The sequence below is a fragment of the Streptomyces sp. NPDC050625 genome, from assembly GCF_040654755.1.
In the GTDB taxonomy this organism is placed as follows: Bacteria; Actinomycetota; Actinomycetes; order Streptomycetales; family Streptomycetaceae; genus Streptomyces.
This window is the reverse complement of record NZ_JBFAIQ010000112.1, coordinates 1-2,224: the sequence shown is the minus strand read 5'-3', so window position 1 is coordinate 2,224 and position 2,224 is coordinate 1. Positions and strand designations below refer to the sequence as shown.

The 2,224-nt window shown below is 72.3% G+C and carries 1 protein-coding gene; it reads left to right on the top strand.

The window, feature by feature from the left end; translation table 11 throughout:
- Positions 1–2,224 (top strand): acyltransferase domain-containing protein (locus tag AB0I54_RS48105; protein WP_363302747.1); only part of this gene is annotated, 2,224 nt, incomplete at both ends.

Sequence of the window (2,224 nt, the reverse complement as noted above, 5' to 3'; positions counted from 1 at the left end):
GGGGTGAGATCGCCGCGGCGTGCGTGGCCGGGGCCCTGTCTTTGGCGGATGCGGCCGAGTTGATCGCGGCGCGGGGCCGGGTGCTGGTGCGGGCGCGGGGTGCGGGCGCGATGGTGTCGGTGGCCCTGTCGGCCGGGCAGGTGCGGGAGCGGCTGTCGGGTGGGCTGGAGATCGCGGCCGAGAACGGGCCCGCTTCCGTCGTCGTGGCCGGTGAGCCGGCGGAGGTGGCCGGGTTCAGGGAAGCCTGTGAGCGGGACGGTATCCGTGTCCGTCAGGTCAGCGACGAGTTCGCCTTCCACACGAGTCAGATGGAGGGGATTGGCGGGGAGTTGGCGGCGGCGGTTGCGTCGTTGTCTCCGCGTGCGGCTGGGGTGCCGTTGTATTCGACGGTGACCGGCGAGTTGCTGGACACGTCCACGATGGATGCCGGTTACTGGCGGCGGAATCTGCGGGAGCCGGTGCGCTTCGAGGCCGCCGTGCGGGCGGCGCTGGGCGCGGGTCATGGGTTGTTCATCGAGGTCGGTCCGCATCCGGTGCTGACGGGCGCGGTGCAGGAGACGGCCGAGTCGCTGGACGCCACGGCGGTGGCACTGGGCACGCTGCGGCGGGACGAGGACGACCCGACCCGGCTGCTGACGAGCCTGGCCCAGGCGTACGTCCATGGCGCGGACGTCGACTGGTCTGTCCTGTTCGACGGCTCCGGTGCGCGGCGGGTCGAGTTGCCCACGTATGCCTTCCAGCGCCAGCGGCACTGGCTGGAGGCTGCCACCGGTGCGGCGGATGTCGCGTCCGCCGGTCTGGGCACGGCGCGGCACTCCCTGCTGGGTGCGTCGGTCAGTGTCGCGGAGGCGGATGCCGTCGTGGTGCTGACCGGTCGGTTGTCGCTGCACACGCACGCGTGGCTGGCGGACCACGCCATCGGCGGGTCGGTGCTGCTGCCGGGCACGGCCTTCGTGGAGCTGGTGCTGCGCGCTGGTGACGAGGTCGGCTCTGACACGGTGGAAGAGCTGACCCTGTACGCCCCGCTGGTGATCCCGGCTGCCGGGGCCGTCCAGGTGCAGGTGGTCGTCGGGGAGACGGCCAACGGGCGGCGGCCCGTCGGCGTCTACTCCCGGATCGAGGACGATCAGTCGCCCGCCGAGTGGGTGCAGCACGCGGGCGGAACTCTGGTCGTCGGCGACCGTGCCGAGCCCGGCTTCGAGCTGACGCAGTGGCCGCCCACGGGTGCGGAAGCGGTCTCGCTGGAGGGTTTCTACGAGGAACTGGCCGACCGGGGCTACGGCTACGGGCCGGTGTTCCAGGGCCTGCGGTCGGCGTGGCGTGCGGGTGACGAGGTGTTCGCGGAGGTCGAGCTGCCGGACGGCGTGGAGGGCTTCGGCATCCACCCGGCACTGCTGGACGCCGCCCTGCACGCCTCGCTGATCGACGGCTCCGAGCTGAGGGTGCCGTTCGCACTGGACGGGGTGCGGCTGCACGCGGTCGCCGCCTCGACACTGCGGGTCCGCCTTTCGCCTGGTGACGAGGGTGCGCTGCGGCTGGTCGCCGCCGACGCCAGTGGCCTGCCGGTCATCTCGGTGGACGAGCTGCGTACCCAGCCGATGGCGCTGGAAGCGCTGTCCGCTGCCACTTCCGGTAACGACTCGCTGTACGAGGTGCGGTGGGTGTCGGTACCGGTGGGCCCGGTGGCGCCGGTCGAGTGTGTGGTGCTGGGAGTGGACTGCGCTGATGTCGCGGCACTGGCCGACCGCGGTGAGGTTCCGGGCGTCGTGGCGCTGGTGGTGGAGCCGGGTGGGGTGGCGGGTGTTGAGACGGCGCGTGTCCTGAGGGTTGTGCAGGAGTTTGTGGCTGAGCCGGGGCTGGCCGGCTCGCGGTTGGTGGTGGTCACGCGTGGCGGGATGGCGGAGGTGCCGGATCTCGCCACGGCGGCGGTGTGGGGACTGGTGCGTACGGCCCAGACGGAGCACCCGGACCGTGTGGTGCTGGTGGATCTGGAGACCGATCTCCACTCCGACTCCGCCCGGGATGCGCTGTCAGTCGCCTTGGCGTGTGGTGAGCCGCAGTTGGCGGTGCGGGGCGAGGGTGTGCTGACGCCGCGGTTGCTGCGGACCTCCGGTGCTGTGGACGTCGTGGGTCCGGTGTGGGATGCGGCGGGGACGGTGTTGGTGACGGGTGCGAGTGGTGCGCTGGCGGGGGTGGTGGCGCGGCATCTGGTGGTGGTGCGGGG